Origin of the sequence: Roseburia sp. AM23-20, from assembly GCF_003470905.1 — a bacterium.
GTDB lineage: Bacteria > Bacillota > Clostridia > Lachnospirales > Lachnospiraceae > Roseburia > Roseburia rectibacter.
Genome location: NZ_QRHS01000011.1, coordinates 71,773 through 89,857 on the forward strand (window position 1 = coordinate 71,773; position 18,085 = coordinate 89,857).

Consider the following 18,085-nt stretch of genomic DNA (forward strand, 5'->3'; position numbering starts at 1 on the left):
CCGGGGAATGACTTCCCGGGGATTGCATTTTTCAAACATACAGTTAACATAATTATTTTCAGGAGGTAACCGAAATGAAGGTTGGCGTTATTGGTGCAGGAACTATGGGACAGGGCATTGCAAAAGCATTTGCTCAGGTAGAAGGATATGAAGTAGCACTTTGCGATATCAAGCAGGAGTGGGCTGAAGGCGGAAAAGAGAAAATCAAAAAAGGTTATGCAAGATTAGTAGAAAAAGGAAAAATGACACAGGAAGCTGTTGATGGCATCCTTGCAAAAATCACTCCAGGTTTAAAAGAAGACCTTTGCAAAGACTGTGATCTGATCGTAGAGGCAGCTTTCGAGAACATGGAAGTAAAGAAAACTACTTTCAAAGAATTAGACGAGATCGCAAAACCAGATTGTATCTTCGCTTCTAACACATCCAGTCTTTCCATCACAGAGATCGGAAACGGATTAAACCGTCCAATGGTTGGTATGCATTTCTTCAACCCGGCAGACCGTATGAAACTGATCGAGGTTATCGCTGGTGTGAATACTCCGGATGAAACTGTTTCCGCTATTAAGAAAATCTCTGAAGAGATCGGAAAAACTCCGGTACAGGTTAATGAGGCTGCTGGTTTCGTTGTAAACCGTATCTTAATCCCAATGATCAATGAAGCTGCATTCATCAAAATGGAAGGTGTTTCCGATATCGCTGGTATCGATGCAGCTATGAAACTTGGTGCTAACCACCCAATGGGACCGTTAGAGTTAGGTGATTTCATCGGTCTTGATATCTGCCTTGCTATCATGGATGTACTTTACAAAGAGACAGGCGACAGCAAATATCGTGCATGCCCACTGATCCGTAAGATGGTTCGTGGTGGTAACCTTGGAGCAAAGAGCGGCAAGGGATTCTATGTATACAATGCTGATCGTACAAAGACTCCGGTCGATGCTCAGTAAAATAAATATTTATGGAGGAAAATTAGATCATGGATTTCACTTTAGACAAGAAACATGAAATGGCGCGTTCCTTATTCAAGGAATTTGCTGAAACAGAAGTAAAACCGCTTGCACAGGAAACAGATGAGACAGAAGCTTTCCCGGCAGAAACGGTTAAGAAAATGCAGAAATACGGATTCATGGGAATTCCGGTTCCGAAAGAATATGGTGGACAGGGTTGTGATCCTCTTACATACGTTATGTGCGTAGAAGAGTTATCTAAAGTTTGCGCAACCACAGGTGTTGTTGTATCTGCACATACATCTCTCTGCATCGATCCGATCATGACATATGGTACAGAAGAGCAGAAACAGAAATATGTAAAACCACTTGCAACAGGCGAGAAGTTAGGTGCATTCGCATTAACTGAGCCGGGTGCTGGTACTGATGCACAGGGTGCACAGACAAAAGCTGTTTTAGATGGTGACGAGTGGGTATTAAATGGATCAAAATGCTTCATTACCAATGGTAAAGTTGCAGATGTTTATATTGTAATCGCTATCACAAGCATCACAGAGGACAAGAGAGGCAGAAAGAAGAAAAACTTCTCTGCATTTATCGTAGATAAGGGAGCTCCTGGTTTCTCATTCGGAACAAAAGAGAAGAAGATGGGTATCCGTGGATCATCTACTTATGAGCTGATCTTCGAAGACTGCAGAATCCCGAAAGAGAATCTGTTAGGACCGGAAGGAAAAGGTTTCCCGATCGCAATGCATACACTTGATGGTGGACGTATTGGTATCGCTGCTCAGGCACTTGGTATCGCTGAGGGTGCATTAGACAGAGCTATCGCTTATACAAAAGAGAGAAAACAGTTCGGCCGTTCTATCGCACAGCAGCAGAATACACAGTTCAAACTTGCTGATATGGCTGCAAGAATCGAAGCTGCACAGCTTTTAGTTTACAAAGCAGCAATGGCAAAAGCTACCCAGAAAGTATATTCTGTAGAAGCTGCAAAAGCTAAATTATTCGCAGCCGAGACGGCAATGGCAGTTACAACTGAAGTTGTTCAGTTATTCGGTGGATACGGATATATCAGAGAGTATGATGTAGAGCGTATGATGCGTGATGCTAAGATCACAGAGATTTACGAGGGTACAAGCGAAGTACAGCGTATGGTAATTTCAGGTGCATTGTTGAAATAGTCGTGATCCAGCGGATTGAGAATGGCTGTAAAAAATATGGAATCACGCTTGCGTGAATGGAATATTTTTTTCAGACATTTGAGAGCGCAACGCGCATGAGAAACACGTAGTGTTTCGAATCAATCCGCGTAAAATTTAAACATATAAAACATAAGGAGTGGAAAATACATGAATATCGTAGTATGTATTAAACAGGTTCCTGATACAAAGGGCGGCGTTAAGTTCAACCCGGATGGAACGCTTGACAGAGCAGCAATGCTTGCTATCATGAACCCAGATGATAAAGCTGGTCTTGAAGCAGCACTTAGAATCAAAGATGAGACAGGAGCAAAAGTTACAGTTCTTACCATGGGACTTCCAAAGGCTGATGCAGTTCTTCGTGAAGCATTAGCAATGGGTGCTGATGAAGCAGTTCTTGTAACAGACCGCGTATTAGGTGGAGCTGATACATGGGCAACATCTACCACAATCGCTGGAGCACTTCGTAACTTAGACTATGACCTGATCATCACAGGACGTCAGGCTATCGATGGTGATACTGCACAGGTTGGTCCTCAGATCGCTGAGCATCTTGGACTTCCGGTTATCTCTTACGCAGCAGACATCAAAGTAGAGGGTGATTCTGTTGTTGTAAAACGTCAGTACGAAGACAGATATCATGAGTTAAAAGCAAAAATGCCTTGTCTGGTAACTGCTCTTTCTGAATTAAATGAGCCGCGTTACATGACACCAGGCGGAATCTTCGATGCATTTGACAAAGAAGTAACCGTTTGGGGAAGAGCAGACTTAAAGGATGTTGACGATTCTGATCTTGGTTTAAAGGGATCTCCTACTAAGATTGCAAAAGCATCTGATAAAGTTGCAAAGGGTGCTGGTGAGAAAGTAAACCTTGATCCGGCAGAATCCGTAGCATATTTGATCGGCAAATTCAAAGAGAAACACATTATCTAATAAAAAAAGGAAAAGTGGTGAATAACATGGCATTAGAAGAATATAAAGGAGTATTTGTCTTTGCACAGCAGGTAGATAACGTATTAGATGGCGTTGCATTTGAGTTACTTGGAAAAGGCAAAGACTTAGCAAAAGATTTAGGTACTGATGTAACCGCAGTATTAATCGGATCTGGTGTAAAAGGCTTAGCAGATCAGTTAGCTGAGTATGGTGCTGACAGAGTTATCGTTGTAGATGATCCGGAATTAAAAGACTACAGAACAGAGCCGTATGCACATGCATTAGCATCTGTAATCAATGAGTACAAACCGGAGATCATGTTAGTAGGTGCAACTGCAATCGGTCGTGATTTAGGACCTACTGTTTCCGCAAGAGTAAAAACAGGTCTGACAGCAGACTGTACATCTCTTGAGATCGGTGATTTCCCACTGGTTGCTGCACCTGGTAAAGAATCAGAGCAGAAACACAATCAGTTATTAATGACACGTCCTGCATTCGGTGGTAACACCATCGCAACAATTGCCTGTCCGGACAACCGTCCTCAGATGGCAACTGTACGTCCTGGTGTTATGCAGAAGATCGCTCCGATCGCTGGTGCAAAAGCAAACGTTGTAGAATACAATCCGGGATTTACACCAAACAACAGATATGTTGAGATCTTAAATATCGTAAAAGCTGTTAAGAGCACAGCAAACATCATGGAAGCAAAGATCCTTGTTTCCGGTGGTCGTGGAGTTGGTTCCAAAGAGAACTTCAAACTTCTTGAAGATCTTGCAGAGGTACTTGGCGGTACTGTAAGTTGCTCCCGTGCAGTTGTAGAGAATGGCTGGTTACCGGTTGATTTACAGGTAGGTCAGACAGGTAAAACTGTTCGTCCTCAGATCTACTTTGCAATCGGTATTTCCGGAGCAATCCAGCATGTAGCTGGTATGGAAGATTCTGACCTGATCATCGCAATCAACAAAGATGAAGATGCTCCAATCTTCGACGTAGCTGATTACGGTCTGGTTGGTGATCTGAATAAGATCGTTCCTGCTTTAACAGCAGCATTAAAAGCTGAGTTAGGCAACAAATAATATAGGTGGACAACCTGTAAGATAGAAAGCCCGTCTTTCATGTTTGGATTCTGTGAGGAAGCTGACATGGGGGACGGGCTTTTTGTTGGGAGTTGGAGAAAATTTGCGGCTTCTTGTCTGGAGTTGGTGGAAAAAGTTATTTAGTTGTCCGGCAAAATCGTTACGGTACATTTTTTCTGATCCGCAGATACAGAGTCAACCGTGATCGTATACCCGGTATCAATGGTCACCTGTCCGTTGTTGTCATACCAGCCCAAGCCTGTGGCAGTGCCATCAATCACATCACCGTTCCGGTAAAAGCCATTTCCGTCATTGACCAGTCTTAAGATCCGCCTGCCGTTATTGGTGGAATCGTAGACAGGACTGTAGTTATCAGCGGTCAGATAGGGGGCATAGTATTCGTCGTTTGCAAGGGTGGCATCGACGTGATAAATACGAAGTCCGCCGGAAGAAAACATACCGTCATAATTACCATTCGGGGTGATATAGTCAAGGATCATGTATTCTGAAAAATAACTGGAAGCATCAGTGCGCGGTATGATCAGACAGCTTCCCTCTTGGGTATCATCTGTCAGGGTAAATGTCTGTGCAGCTGGAGTGTCAGTCTGCATGGAGGAGTCAGCTAAAGTGATGTCGGTCTTTTTGCTGCCGGGGTGGTAAATCTGTACTTCTGCCGGAAGGTACCATCCGAGCAGCAGCTTTGACAACGGACAAAAATCACCCGCAGCTTCATCCATGCGTTCAATGCCGGCATCCCCAGTCGTAGCTTCAAAATTTTCTTTTAAACCGTATTTATAATAATCCGGGAGTCCCATACAGTGCCCGTATTCGTGGGCGAGTGTTCCGAGATAATAATCCATGGTATCGGCATAAGGCTGTTCATCGCTGATCACATAGTAATTTAATTTTTCGCCATCTAAATCCGGCAGGGTGGAAGCCCACCAGGATGCCGTACAGCCATACCAGAAATCAGCATTGCCTCCGCTTGGAACAGAAAGGCAGAGAGCGTCGATATAGCCATCGCCGTCAGAATCATAATCGGTATAGTCGATCGTATCATTTAAACCGGAAAGAACCTCACGCACCAGCGTTTCGTATCCATCGTTCGTTTTTTCGTAGGATGCGATCGTACCTTTCGCTGTGTAATGAAATACATTTCCGGTCATATGCAGTGATCCGTATGAAGCACGGTCAAAATAACTAGTCAGGCTCTCACAGGGATAAAATTCAGTATTGTCTGTGCCAAACAGATAGGAGGAAATTTCTTCATCGGACAGGCGTCTGTCTGTATCATATTTCGCATCCGCAAAATCGACCACAACATCAAGTGCTCGGACATTGCCTGTCGTCGGCAGAATATCTGAGGCGAGAGCTGTAATCGGTGGCGGCGTCATTGGCGTGTGAAGCTGCCCGTATGCCGACCCTAAAAGCAGGGCACCAAGGCAGATAACCGGAACGGTGTTAAGTACATTTTTTTTCTGTATCATGGTAAAAACTCTTTTCTTATAAATATATGGTTAGCTTTGCACGCAAAAAGCAGAAAGTCAATGGCATTTATTGATAATTAAGGAAACATTAAAAATATAAAAAAGTGGTAGTGCAATTCTGAGGATGGCACAATTTTAGGATTAATGCAATCTAAGATTGCGGAAAATACTGCCAGATGTTATACTTAGTCACGTTGCAGAGATACAGGATGCCGGAAATTTATAATGATTCACAAATGGCTCGTCCTGTGTTTCGTATAAAATTACATAAAAACGAGAAAAGAGGAAGGGACTATGACTCAGAAAAAGTTTTCCACAAAATTTCTTGTGGAAATGGCACTTTTAGTTGCCATCATTCTTATCATGGCTTTTACCCCGCTCGGATACATTAAGACAGTAGGTATAGAAATTACCCTGATCGTTGTTCCGGTGGCGGTAGGAGCTGTTACACTAGGACCAACGGCAGGTGCAATCTTAGGTGGTGTATTTGGATTTGCCAGTTTTTTACGGTGTTTCGGACTAAACGCCTTTGGTGCGACGCTGCTTGGAATTAATCCGTTTCTGGCATTTCTGGTATATGTGCCGACACGTATTCTGGTAGGATGGCTGACCGGATTGATCTATCAGGGACTCAGAAAGACGAAAATCCCATATACTGCATCAATCACGGTCGCAAATTTATGCTGTCCGCTTTTGAATACGACATTGTTTATGGGTATGCTGGTGATTGGTTTTTATCAGACGGAGTATATCCAGTCATTTGTTCAGACACTGGGTGTCAGCAATCCGTTCTGGTTTGTGCTTGCATTTGTGGGAATCAACGGACTTGTTGAAGCGGTTGTATGTTTTGTTGTAGGAACGGCAATTTCTGCAGCTTTGAAAAAGGCACTGAAATACAATTAACAGAATATGTTAAAAACGTTAATGCAGCATTGCGGAAAAGGTGTTCAAGTGCTATACTTAATAACGTTGCATATGAAAAAATTACATATTATTAAGAAAAGAGGAAGAGACTATGACTCAGAAAAAGTTTTCCACAAAGTATCTTGTGGAGATGGCACTTTTAGTTGCTATTATTCTTATCATGGCTTTTACCCCGATCGGATATATCAGAACAGCAGGTCTTGAGATCACGCTGATCGTCGTTCCGGTAGCGGTAGGAGCTGTTACATTAGGACCGGCAGCAGGTGCGATCTTAGGCGGTGTGTTCGGCATTACAAGTTTTATCCAGTGCTTTGGCATGAGTCCGTTTGGTGCGGCACTGCTTGGAATTAACGGCTTTTTGACATTTCTGGTATGCGTACCTACCCGTATTTTGATGGGATGGCTGACAGGTCTGATCTATAAAGGACTTCGCAAAACAAAGCTGCCATCCGGTGCATCTGTTACGATCAGCAACCTTTGCTGTCCATTACTTAATACTACATTTTTTATGGGAATGTTAGTGCTTGGATTTTACAATACAGAATACATCCAGTCATTTGTATCGGCTCTGGGTGCAAAAAATGCATTGCTGTTTATTTTAGCATTTGTCGGTGTGAACGGACTGATTGAAGCAATCGTATGTTTTATCGTAGGAACGGCAATTTCAGCAGCTTTGAAAAAGGCATTAAAATACAATTAAATAAAACATATGACGATATGTAGAAAGATCCCAGTGTTACCATTAAGGATAACACTGGGATCTTTCTGCTTATAAAAAAAGCGTTGAAGTTTCCTGTTATATAAAATTCAGTCAAGAAATTGCAAATCACCTTTTGGAACGCAGATTTTAATGAGAAAAAATATCGAAAGGTGTGATTGACATAATAGTGATAAGCATTGTAAACTATTTGAGTTAGAAAAAACTAACGATAGTTAGGATTTATAATATATGAGAATGGATAAAATTAGAAAAAAATATTTACTAATAACAACGGTGACAGTAATTGCAATGCTTGGAGGCTGTGGAACAGACCGATCTGTGAAAATATATACAGCGGACAGCGAAATAGCTGCGGAGGAAAGCAGCACACAGAAAATGGCAGATGCGCAGAGTCAGCAGGAAAACGAAAGTACACAGGCAAGCAGGGATATATTTGCAATGGATACCTATATGAATGTAACAGCTTATGGTGTTGGTGCAAATGAAGCTGTCCGACGGGCAGAGGAGGAAATAGAACGTCTCGATAGTCTTTTATCTACCGGAGATCAAAATAGTGAGATTTATCAGATCAACCAGAATGGAGGAGGAATCCTTTCGGAGGATACCGATTATCTTGTGGAACGGTCTTTAGACCTGTACCAGTCAACAAATGGTGCATTTGATATTGCAATATACCCTGTGATGAAAGCATGGGGATTTACAGATGATAATTTCAGGGTGCCGGAGGAAGAAGAATTACAGGAGCTTCTGACATTGACGGATGTGAATGATATTTCTTATGACAGCAGGACGAAGGAGATTTCATTCCAAAAAGAAGGAATGCAGATTGATTTAGGCGGGATAGCAAAAGGATATACTTCCGCACGTATCATGGATATATACCGTGAATGTGGAATTAAAAGCGGACTGGTTAATCTTGGTGGAAATGTACAGGCACTTGGAACCAAAACAGATGGGAGCAAATGGCGTGTTGCAGTGCAGAATCCACAGGATACAGATCAGTATATTGGGGTGCTCTCCATACAGGATAAGGCAGTGATCACTTCCGGTGGGTATGAACGGTATTTTGAGCAGGATGGAAAGACATATCATCATATTATAGACCCCAAAACTGGTTATCCGGCGAAGAACGGACTGATTTCTGTTTCCATTGTTACGGCAGACGGGACGCTTGCGGATGGACTTTCTACGTCCGTTTTTATTATGGGGAAGGAAGCTGCAACGGAATACTGGAGAGCTCACAGTGATGAATTTGACATGATTCTGATGACGGATGACAGGAAAATCTATGTCACAGAGGGGATTGCAAATAGTTTTGAATCGGAACTGGATACGAAGATCATTGAAAAAGAATCATAAAAAGATAGTTTTAGATGGAGATAAGCATGAACAAAATCTGGAAAAATATTTCAGGAATCGCACCGGTTATTCTGGCAGCAATCGTGGGACTTGGTGCAGTTGTTTCACTGAGTGATTATACAGCACCGGTTTATGGTGCAGAATCAGAGGATGAACAGGAAGGGTCAGAAACTGTTATCGAAAATGCCAGTAATGAGTCGGTGGAAGAGCCGGAAACAGAGACGGAATTTGAAAATACGGAAACGGTTGCTGTTTTGACTGGTGCGTTTGATCTTGCAGATGGAACTTATGAAGGAAGTGCGAATGGATTCTCCGGCAAGATCAAAGTTTCAGTTGAGATCAGAAATCAGACGATCCGGTCGATCAATATTCTGAGCAATTCGGATGATGCAGCCTTTTTCAATCGTGCAAAAGAAGGCGTGACAGCAAGCATCCTTGCAAAGCAGAGTACGGATGTGGAGACAGTTTCCGGTGCAACATACAGTTCAAAAGGAATCATAAATGCAGTCAAAGATGCATTGTCTTCCGGTGACAAGACGAAGAAAACGGCTGTGGCAAAAGGAAATTTTACGTTGGACGATGGCTATTATGAAGGAACCGGAACTGGATTTGCCGGACCAGTCAAATTGTTTATTGAAATCAAAGATAAGTCGATCGTTGGGATCTATATTGTAAAAACGTCGGATGATGCAGGATTTTTTAACCGTGCAAAGGAGGGTGTGACTGCAAGTATTTTAGAAAAGCAGAGTACGGATGTGGATACGGTCTCCGGCGCTACATATAGTTCAAGGGGAATTATTGATGCGGTAAAAAATGCATTGACGGGCGAGACGGAAGATGCATTTACAATTGGAAAAGGAGATTTTGATATTGCGGATGGTACATATACGGGAAATGCACAGGGATATTCCGGCACAGTGACAGTATCGGTAAAAGTGGAAAACCGTACGATCACGGCGATCGATATTGTCAGCCAGTCAGACACGGAATCTTATTTTGAACGTGCGAAAGGCGTTATAAGGACAATCCTTGCAGGTCAGACAGTAAATGTGGATGCGGTTTCCGGTGCAACATTTAGTTCCAACGGTATTATTAATGCGGTAAAAAATGCACTTGGGCTGGACAAGGAAGAAACAGAAAAGCAGAAAAAGGGAAAATTTAACTATCCAGACGGAGTCTATACCGGAGTCGGGGAGGGCTATGGCGGTGATATCGCTGCCACGATGGTATTACAGGATAAGACGATTAAGGCGATTCTGATCACAGATCACAAAAACGAGGATGACCGTTATTTTAACCAGGCGAAAAAAGTAGCGGATACTATCATAGATAAGCAGAGCTTGTCTGTGGATACGGTTTCCGGTGCAACATATAGTTCAAAAGGAATCATTGAGGCAGTATCAAATGCGATGAAGGCTGCAAAAAAGGGAAAAACGGATACCGAAACACAGGATGATACCGAAAAGCCAGACACATCAAATGCGAGTTCGTATTATGGAGTAGTTGTATGTAATCCGGATGAGAGCGGCGCTTTTACATCGTACAACCTGCATGTAAAAGTGATGTTTCAGAATGGAAAGATCATTGAAGTTTCCGACGTGTATGGGGATGGAGGTTCCCAGAATGATACTTATATTACAAAAGCGGTCTCTGGCAGCAGTAAACATCCGGGGGTTGCGGCGCAGATTGTAAAGAAAAACGGAATTGATGGAGTAGACACAGTGTCCGGTGCAACCTGCACCTCTAAAGCGGTAATGCATGCTGTGGAGGTAGTGGCAAAAGCTGCAGAAAAAGACGGCATCTACACTTCATCCGGCAGTCAGAACGATGCTGACGATACAAAGAACAGCGAGGACACAGAAAAAGACAGCGAGAATACAGAAAAAGACAGCGAAAACACGGAAAAGAACAGCGAGAATACAGAAAAAGACAGTGAAGACACAGAAAATAACGGTGGTAATACGGAAAACGGCAGTGACAGCACGGAGAGTGGCGGTGATACCGAAAAAAATGATACGGAAAACACTGAGGATAGTGGCGAGAAGACGCTGACTTATAAAAATGGTAACTATAAGGTAAATGTTGTCTGCAATCCGGATGAGGACGAGGATTTTGATGCATATAATCTGACGGTGACGGTTGTGATTGAAAACGATAAGATCACAGAGATCAGAGATATTTCCGGAGACGGTGGAAAGAGCAATTCTTTCTATATAAAAGCCGCATCGAAAGGTGTTGTCAGTCAGATATTACAAAAGAACAGTACAGAGGGAATCGATACGGTATCGTCTGCAACCTGTTCTTCAAAAGCAATCATTGAAGCCTGCCAGAAGGCATTAGAGCAGGCAAAAAATTAAGGGAGAATGTCAGATGAAAGATTTTTTGATCCGCTCATTTAGTCTGGCAGCAGTCATTTTGATACTGGCAGGTTATGACCAGGTATTAAAGGATAGAAGCAAAGATGAAGAGATCACAAAGTTAGAGGCGCAGGTGACAAAACTGCAGCAGGACAAAGAAGATGCCATAGGGCAGGAAAATGAGAAAACTGTCAATGCAAAAGGAGCCTATTCTGATGGTAAATGGGAAGGTGAAGCAAAGGGTTTTGGCGGAATGATCAATGTACTTGTGACCGTTGAAAATGGAGCAGTCAGTGAAATTGAGATAACATCTGCAGATGGTGAGGATAAAGCTTATTTATCCATGGCAGAAGATATTATTCCAAAGATCATGGATGCGCAGTCCACGGAAGTGGATACCATAAGTGGTGCAACATTTAGTTCTACCGGAATCCGGGATGCCGTCAGCGAGGCACTGAAACAGGCAGAACAGTAAGAGTGAGGAAAAAATTGGAAGATACAAAGTTAAAAAATATAGCTGAAATAATTCAAAAAAATAGATCTGTTTTTTGGAAAAAGCATAAAAAGCAGATCCCGGTATGGATACGTGCGGGAATACAACTATTGTTTTTTGTATTGTTCCCATCAGCATTTACGGCTGCATTTTCCGGTGTCAAATATATTGCCGGACAGATGGGAACAGGGGCACAGATAGAGATTACGTCGTTTGTGATGACACTTATTATGCTCTGTGCATTTACTGTGGTATTTGGACGGTTTTTTTGTGGATTTGCGTGTGCATTTGGAAGCCTTTCTGACTGGGTGCGTGCAGTTTATGTCTGGGTTAGTAAAAAATTAAAAAAGAAGCCGGTCACGCTTAGTGCGGAACTTACGGCAGCGTTATCACAAATAAAATATATCGTATTAGTAGTGATTCTTCTTCTGTGTTTTAAAGGGATTTATGTGAGGCTGAAAGGCAGCAGTCCGTGGGATGTGTTTTCCATGCTTCATGCAGGCAATCCTGCATTGGGAGGCTATCTTGTGGGAACGGTACTATTCATTTTGATCCTGTGCGGCATGTGTGTGCAGGAGCGTTTTTTCTGCCGCATTTTGTGCCCGATGGGAGCGATATTTTCTCTTCTTCCGGTATTTCCATATTTTGTACTCAGAAGAGACAGGGAAAACTGCATTCCGGGGTGTGCGGCATGTACGAAAAAATGTCCATCGGATATCGGACTGCCGGAAAATGACTCGATCGAGACAAGAGGTGAATGTTTTATGTGCCAGAAATGTATCGGCACCTGTCCCAAAAGGAACATTCACTGCGGTATCTCTGGAAAACAGAAAGGTAATGAATGGTGGTTTACTGGCATAAGGGTGGTAATTCTGCTTTTATTATATTTATGGATCGGAATTTGATCAAAGAAAAATTTTTGGTTAAAAGTTAGTTGATACTGACTTTTGATAGATAAAACAAAGGAGGATTTTAAAGTGAAAAGAAAAGATGTATCTGCACGGATTCTTACTGGTGTATTGGCTTTTTCCATGGTGGCAGCAACAGGAACACCGTCTATGGCAGTTTTTGCAGCAGAAGAAAGTGCAGTAGAAGCAGAGCAGAACACCGGAGAAGAGGTGAAGAGTGAAAACGAGACGGCGCAGGAGTATCAGTATGCTTATGCAGCACTGAGCTGGGCTGAGTACTGGAAAAATGAAGATGTATATAATGCCGGAAGTACAGAGAGCTCTGCCGAGGAAGATGCAAAGGGCGAACTTGACAAGGGCGCATTTGATACGGTATCGAGGGCAACTACCAATCATGGTCTGCACAGGGGAAGTTACCAGTGTACATCAGAAATTACAATGAAAGATGGTACCAAACTTAAAGTGGCATATTATACGGGGGCAACCAAAGGTGTACTGACGGACGGAAATCCTTTTTCCTATGATAAAAAGGATATTGAAAGTTATGTGGTAACCGGACTTAAATATGTTCCAGTCAAGGTAAAAACAGACGATTATGAAGCTTTTAAAGCAGCATATACCGTAGTAGAAAATGGAGATACTTTATCCGGAGGCTTTACGGAGAACAATCTGAAAAACTATACGGATCTGGTCGCAGAAGTAACAGAAAACACCAATGGCTTAAAAACGGTTACCAAAAATGAGGACGGAAGTTTTTCATTTTCTGCGAGGGTAAATAAAGGAACGGATTCTGGTATTAAGGATGCTGCATTAAAAACTGCAGAGAATATCACAACAACGGTAAAAGAGGCAAACGGTTCTTATGGAGAGTTTCTCCGTGTTGATTTAACAGGAGACGGATATGGTGCACTTGGCGCAGATATGCAGGCAGTAGAGTGGACTTATTATGGATCTGACAGTACTTATACCAAACCACTTCAGTCTTATGGAACCAAATTTGCAGCAGATAACTGGATGCACAAAGCACAGGGAATACAGCTTGGACTTACGGATTCACTGCGCTGCAAACTGCCGGAGGGAACAGATGGAACCGGATATTGGACATTGACGGTATATGCACTTGGTTACAATGATTATACAGTAAAATTTGAGGCAACGGATGCAAATATCGTTAAGGATAAAGAGGAAACGGTAAATACTACAGCACTTGAAGCTGCAATCAAAAGTGCAGAGAGCTTAACTGAGAGTGATTATACGGCAGCAAGCTGGTCTGATCTTTGCGTTGAATTGAAAGAGGCAAAAGATGAGCTTGCGGCTCCGCACACACAGGCTACTGTAGATGAGGCAACAGAGCATCTGAATGCTGCAATCAAAGCGCTGGTAAAGGCAGAGCCAAAGGAAGAAACAAAAACAGATGTTACAAAACTGAACGCTGCGATCAGGAAAGCAGAATCATTAAAGCAGAGTGATTACACGGCAGACAGCTGGAAAAAGTTACAGACTGCACTTAATGCTGCAAAAAAACTTACAGATGCAGTCGCAGAACAGACTGCAGTAGATCAGGCAGCAAGTGATCTGGAAACAGCGATTTCGGCACTGGTAAAAGCTGATACGGGAAATAACGGAACTACAGACAAAAAGAAAAAACCGGCAGTTGGAACTGTGAAAACAGTTGGACAGATCAAGTATAAAGTAACCGGAAAAAATACCGTAACCGTAAATAAATATGCAAAGAAAACCATTACAAAGGTATCTATTCCTGCAACGGTTAAAATCAACGGATATACATTTAAGGTAACTGCAATTGCAGACAGCGCATTTTCCGGATGTAGCAAACTGACAAAAGTAACTGTCGGTTCTAATGTAAAGACGATCGGAAATAAGGCATTTTATAAATGTACAGAATTAAAAACTGTAAGTGGAGCATCTAATATAACAAAAATTGAAAACAACGCTTTTAACGGATGTAAGGCGTTGAAAAAACTTGTTTTAGATTCAAAATCCCTGCAGAGCATTGGGAATGCTGCTTTTAAAAATTGTACAGCACTTACCAGCATTACGGTTTCTTCCACAAAACTGACAAAGATCGGTAAAGAAGCATTTTCCGGTAATAAAAAGTTAGCAGCAGTTACAATCAAGACATCAAAACTTACTAAATCAAGTGTAGGAAAAGATGCATTTAAGAACATCAAAGCAAACGCAGTCTTTAAAGTACCTTCAAAGAAAGTATCTTTTTACAAGACTATTTTTAAGGCAAAAGGTGCCGGTAAAAATATCAAGGTAAAAAAAATGTAAGGCGCAGATATATTTTATTGTAAAATGGGGTCTGAATCTGAAAAGATTCAGATCCTTTTTTTGAACTGTAACCAGGCTTCTTCTTTCTTTTATTACAGAAAATATGGTGCTTGTGAGAAAAGAAACCTTATTGTAGAATGGAATGTGTAATTGAACATTTGCGGAGGAAAAAGCGATGCAGCAGAACACAGGCGAAAAAAAGAGCAAAAATAAAGAGAAGAGAACACGGGTGATAAAGATTCGTATCACAGGAGGGGTTATTTTAGCAATTGTGATAGTGTGTGTCATTCTGAAAATTCTGAATGCAGATCCTTCATCTGTTTTCTTAAAAAATACAAAAGATGCAATCATCGGAGAAGAAGGAACGGTAACAACGATTTCAAAAGCGTCATTGGAAAAAGTTTTTGAAATCAGTGAACTTTCCACGGTAGATTATTCCTATAATGCAGTTGCCCGTGCGTATGAGGAGGATGGTGCTACTCCGAAATATTATGTGGCATATGAAGGAACCGTTACTGCAGGAATTGATTTCAGTAAGATTATGATCGATATTGATGAGGATACAAAAATAATCACCATTACCTTGCCGGAGAGCGAAATACAGAATACAACGGTGGATTTTGGTTCAATGGATTATATTTTTGAAAATAAAAAATATGAAACGGAAACTGTATCACAGGAGGCATATGAATTATGTAAAACAGATCTTGCCAGGCGGGCGGCAAAAGAAAATGATTTGATGACATTGGCGAAGGAAAATGCGGTTACTGCGGTAGAAGCGCTGGTTGATCCATGGGTACAACAGATAGACGGGGAATATAAAGTTAATATTAAATAGGGGGGAATGCAATGAGAAAATATAGGATAATAATGATACTATGTGTCATGTCATTGTTTTTAGTTGCATGTACAAATAAAAACGATAAGACAAAAGTGAAAATGGAAGAAACACAAGAAATGGAAACTGCGGCTGTCTTAGAACCGGATCTGGCACAGATCAGATCCATCTGTGATCTTGCAACGCTGGAATGTTATTATCATAATGTGGCTAAGTCCACAAAAGAAAAAGGATCCGGATTGGCACATCTGGGAGAAAAGGAGAGAAAATTCTGGATTGAGTATACAGGAGTTGTCAAGATTGGGATTGAAATGTCAGATGTGAAAATGGATGTAAATGGTACCAGTGTACAAATTACGATTCCCGGAGCAAAAATTTTTCAACCGGAAGTAAAAACAATAGATGTGGATGATTATATTGCAACGTCAGATTCATGGTTTAACAAGAATCAGATCACAGCTGAGGAGCAGACACAGGCAGTAAATGAGGCACAGGATGAAATGGTGGCAGCAGTGGAAAAGAATAAAACGTTATTGGCAGGCGCGCAGGAGCGTGCGAAAACATTGATAGAAAATTATATCACACAGTTGGGGGAAGCTACCGGTGTGGAATATCAGGTTATATGGAAATATGCTGAAAATGGAACAGAAAGGTAAGAAACAATAGGATGCATGTTCTGTAAACATTCTATTGTCATGAACAAAAATTCCCTGCATACAATGTAAAAACAAGTATTGCAGGGGATTTTTTGTGAAAACCTATATTGAGGAAAGAGCTATGGAAATAGCCAGATATATTATTGATAATAATACGACGGTGCGTCAGGCAGCGAAACATTTTGGAATCAGCAAGAGTACGGTACATAAAGATGTCACGGAACGTCTTGCCCAGGTAAATCCGTCGCTTGCGGCAGAAGCACGAAAAGTATTAGATGTCAATAAATCCGAACGTCATATCCGCGGCGGACTCGCAACAAGGGAGAAATATCTGCATCAGCATGCATGAAACGAAAGACATGTTTCAAAAAATGAAAAGCATGCTTCATGAAACGAAAGACATGTTTCAAAAAATGAAAGGCATGCTTCATGAAACAAAAAACATATAAAAAAGGAAAGTGCTTCCTACGAAATTATAGGACAGCATTGAAGAAATTGCACAATGAATTTCATGAATTGTATAAAAAATTTGTGAAATTAAAACTATTATAAAAGTGCATATAATACGTTATAATAATCACACGACGTGCAGCAGAGAAAGCGATCGCAAAGATTGCTTTCTCTGCTTTTTTGTCGGGAAAAATAAATATTTTATCAGAAGAATGAGGAGAAAAATATGCCAAAGACAAAGTTACAGGAAGTTGTATTTACTATTTTAATGGTGTTCGTGATGGTGTACGCAATGATCTGCTACAATATTTCACTGAACATGGGAGGAATGAGCAATATTGTATTTTTAAATGCATTTCATGAACTGGTGATCATGGGACCGATCGCATTTATTCTTGACTTTTTCCTTTACGGATCATTGTCAAAAAAACTTGCATTCCGTATTGTGACACCTGGTGTGGACAAGCCGATCATGCTGATTCTTGCTATTTCATCAATCACAGTCTGCCTGATGTGTCCGACAATGAGCCTTGCAGCAACACTTTTATTTAAACATGCCGGAAAAGAAGTGATCGCTGTGTGGATTGAGACGACAGCACTGAATTTCCCAATGGCATTTTTCTGGCAGATCTTTTTTGCAGGCCCGCTTGTACGTGCTATTTTCGGAATGATTTTTAAAGAAAAAGAAAATCAGGTTATGGAAGAGGAAAGCGAATATTTAGAAGGTGGAAGTGCCAGAAATTAAAGAGGCAGATGAAGGCGCAAGCCTGCAGATTAAAATGTGATTCCATGCCCGGTATTTGGGAAAATCAGTGCAGCCGCGCAGTCTGCGAGGAATAAAAGTACTAGCATACTGTTGAAGCAGCGTCTGAAACCGGGTGGCAGGGAGAACCAGTATTTTCGGAATATATTAGAAAATACACAGATCCAGAGCATACCTGCGATACCAAATCCGATTGCTGAAAAAAGGCAGATATATCCATGAAAATTGTACGGATAACTGCTGTAATCCCAGTACCGTAAATGGAAAAATGTATTGAGAAGCCATCCGATCACAAGTTCTAAGGCTGTTCCAAGAAGAGCAGTTTTGGTGAATATAGTGATTGGGTGGTATTTTATTTTAGAGCGGAATGTTCTGCCTGATAGATGAGTGGCTCCGGATATTTTTTTGCTGGAATGATGAAAAAAACAGTAAAAGACCACCGCGCCAATCCCATAAACAGGCAGCCATGGACCATAAAAGAAGCCACGGTTGCGAAAAGTATTATCTTTTACAAGAAAAATAAGGGTTTCCCAGAGAAATCCTGAAAAACTTCCCAGAAAGAAGAAGTGGATCAGCAGGGAAATCTTATCCTGTATGGGATTCTGCTCCGGTGCGCAGAGTTTTGAAAAATCCGGAAGATTGGAATGTTTTTTCATATGGATATTATGACCGCAGA

The 18,085-nt window shown here is 41.5% G+C and carries 17 protein-coding genes; 15 read left to right on the forward strand and 2 right to left on the reverse strand.

Annotated features, from left to right (window positions below; genetic code table 11):
• The first annotated feature begins 74 nt into the window (after positions 1-74).
• The 4 genes from DW650_RS10200 to DW650_RS10215 all read left to right on the forward strand — a co-directional run bounded on the left by DW650_RS10200 (position 75) and on the right by DW650_RS10215 (position 4,158).
• Positions 75-947 (forward strand): 3-hydroxyacyl-CoA dehydrogenase family protein, encoded by an 873-nt coding sequence (locus tag DW650_RS10200; protein ID WP_015520873.1) that lies wholly within the window; start codon positions 75-77, stop codon positions 945-947.
• Positions 948-976: 29 nt separating this feature from the next.
• Complete coding sequence (locus tag DW650_RS10205) at positions 977-2,131, forward strand: acyl-CoA dehydrogenase (RefSeq protein ID WP_006855164.1); 1,155 nt, start codon at positions 977-979, stop codon at positions 2,129-2,131.
• A 168-nt stretch (positions 2,132-2,299) separates the two neighbouring features.
• Entirely contained in the window at positions 2,300-3,082 is a 783-nt protein-coding gene (locus tag DW650_RS10210; RefSeq protein WP_006855163.1) for an electron transfer flavoprotein subunit beta/FixA family protein, read from the forward strand.
• A gap of 26 nt (positions 3,083-3,108) precedes the next feature.
• The gene (locus DW650_RS10215; RefSeq protein WP_117922270.1) at positions 3,109-4,158 is read left to right on the forward strand and encodes an electron transfer flavoprotein subunit alpha/FixB family protein; all 1,050 of its coding nucleotides are present in this window, start codon (positions 3,109-3,111) and stop codon (positions 4,156-4,158) included.
• Positions 4,159-4,298: 140 nt separating this feature from the next.
• Here the strand turns inward: DW650_RS10215 and DW650_RS10220 are convergent, their stop codons facing one another.
• Positions 4,299-5,645 (reverse strand): hypothetical protein, encoded by a 1,347-nt coding sequence (locus DW650_RS10220; RefSeq protein ID WP_118209836.1) that lies wholly within the window; start codon positions 5,643-5,645, stop codon positions 4,299-4,301.
• 294 nt (positions 5,646-5,939) lie between these two features.
• Here DW650_RS10220 and DW650_RS10225 point away from each other — a divergent pair, with 294 nt between their 5' ends.
• The 11 genes from DW650_RS10225 (at position 5,940) to DW650_RS10275 (ending at position 17,391) form a co-directional block, all read left to right on the forward strand.
• The gene (locus DW650_RS10225; protein WP_117922266.1) at positions 5,940-6,548 is read left to right on the forward strand and encodes an ECF transporter S component; all 609 of its coding nucleotides are present in this window, start codon (positions 5,940-5,942) and stop codon (positions 6,546-6,548) included.
• Between the two features lie 112 nt (positions 6,549-6,660).
• A complete protein-coding gene (locus tag DW650_RS10230; protein ID WP_117922265.1) occupies positions 6,661-7,269 on the forward strand; it encodes an ECF transporter S component in 609 nt (202 codons plus the stop codon).
• 255 nt (positions 7,270-7,524) lie between these two features.
• Complete coding sequence (locus DW650_RS10235; RefSeq protein ID WP_199654250.1) at positions 7,525-8,649, forward strand: FAD:protein FMN transferase; 1,125 nt, start codon at positions 7,525-7,527, stop codon at positions 8,647-8,649.
• A 26-nt stretch (positions 8,650-8,675) separates the two neighbouring features.
• Positions 8,676-11,006: an FMN-binding protein gene (locus tag DW650_RS10240; RefSeq protein WP_158576223.1), complete on the forward strand. Its 2,331-nt coding sequence runs from the start codon at positions 8,676-8,678 to the stop codon at positions 11,004-11,006.
• 13 nt (positions 11,007-11,019) lie between these two features.
• Positions 11,020-11,481, forward strand: coding sequence for an FMN-binding protein (locus tag DW650_RS10245; protein WP_117922262.1), 462 nt, complete (start codon positions 11,020-11,022; stop codon positions 11,479-11,481).
• A gap of 14 nt (positions 11,482-11,495) precedes the next feature.
• Complete coding sequence (locus DW650_RS10250) at positions 11,496-12,404, forward strand: 4Fe-4S binding protein (protein WP_243102927.1); 909 nt, start codon at positions 11,496-11,498, stop codon at positions 12,402-12,404.
• A 72-nt stretch (positions 12,405-12,476) separates the two neighbouring features.
• Complete coding sequence (locus tag DW650_RS10255; protein ID WP_158576224.1) at positions 12,477-14,702, forward strand: penicillin-binding Tp47 domain C-containing protein; 2,226 nt, start codon at positions 12,477-12,479, stop codon at positions 14,700-14,702.
• Between the two features lie 175 nt (positions 14,703-14,877).
• Positions 14,878-15,540: a DUF4230 domain-containing protein gene (locus DW650_RS10260; RefSeq protein WP_118209838.1), complete on the forward strand. Its 663-nt coding sequence runs from the start codon at positions 14,878-14,880 to the stop codon at positions 15,538-15,540.
• Between the two features lie 11 nt (positions 15,541-15,551).
• The gene (locus DW650_RS10265; protein ID WP_243102928.1) at positions 15,552-16,196 is read left to right on the forward strand and encodes a DUF4230 domain-containing protein; all 645 of its coding nucleotides are present in this window, start codon (positions 15,552-15,554) and stop codon (positions 16,194-16,196) included.
• Positions 16,197-16,290: 94 nt separating this feature from the next.
• Complete coding sequence (spoIIID, locus tag DW650_RS10270) at positions 16,291-16,545, forward strand: sporulation transcriptional regulator SpoIIID (RefSeq protein WP_117922258.1); 255 nt, start codon at positions 16,291-16,293, stop codon at positions 16,543-16,545.
• A 327-nt stretch (positions 16,546-16,872) separates the two neighbouring features.
• Positions 16,873-17,391, forward strand: a complete 519-nt coding sequence (locus DW650_RS10275) for a DUF2798 domain-containing protein (protein WP_117922257.1) — start codon at positions 16,873-16,875, stop codon at positions 17,389-17,391.
• A gap of 29 nt (positions 17,392-17,420) precedes the next feature.
• On the opposite strand, the gene DW650_RS10280 is transcribed toward DW650_RS10275, so the two are convergent.
• Positions 17,421-18,065 (reverse strand): putative ABC transporter permease, encoded by a 645-nt coding sequence (locus DW650_RS10280; RefSeq protein WP_118209840.1) that lies wholly within the window; start codon positions 18,063-18,065, stop codon positions 17,421-17,423.
• Positions 18,066-18,085: the final 20 nt, after the last annotated feature.